The organism is Flavonifractor sp. An52, assembly GCF_002159385.1.
Lineage (GTDB): Bacteria > Bacillota > Clostridia > Oscillospirales > Oscillospiraceae > Flavonifractor > Flavonifractor avicola.
Window position 1 is genome coordinate 1 of record NZ_NFIB01000075.1, and the last position, 572, is coordinate 572.

Genomic DNA, 572 nt, shown 5'->3' on the forward strand with positions numbered 1-572 from the left:
ACGGCGCCCAGCTTGAAGGTCTGGGGCAGAGCCAGGATGTTGGGGTTCTCGCCCACGAACTTCTTCTTGGCGTCCTCCAGAGCCTCCTCGAAGGTGGCCCGGGTCTTGAGGCCCATGCCGCGGGCAATGCCGGGCTCCTGAGCGCCCACGATGTAAATGGCGGAGGTGTTCATCTCGGCGATGTGGCCGCAGCTCATCATGGAGAAGCCGTGGAAGGGGTGGAAGGCGTTGCAGAAGCGGTACTTGCGGATATACTCCTGATTGGTGGCAAAGTACTCGCCGTAGCGGTCCATGTCGGGCAGGATGTTCATGTAGTCGTGCTGGAACATCTCATACAGCTCCCGCAGGTAGGGCCAGCGCTCGTCGTGGAAGTAGCCGTTGCAGATGGAGGAGCAGATGATGACGCAGTTGTCCTTCATGACCCGCTTGTGGCGGATAACCTGGGCGGAGAGAGCCTGCATCATCTGGATGGGGTTGGTGCCCATGCCGTTGCCGTAGTGGAAGTTCTGGGGCATACCAAACACCATCACGTCGTACTTCTTCTCGGCGAAGGGGACGTAGGTGCGCTTGTT

General features: G+C 59.8%; 1 pseudogene. It reads right to left on the reverse strand.

Features of this window, described 5'->3' with window-relative positions:
- Nucleotides 1–572: pseudogene (locus B5G06_RS13770) on the reverse strand (hypothetical protein); the annotation flags it as partial.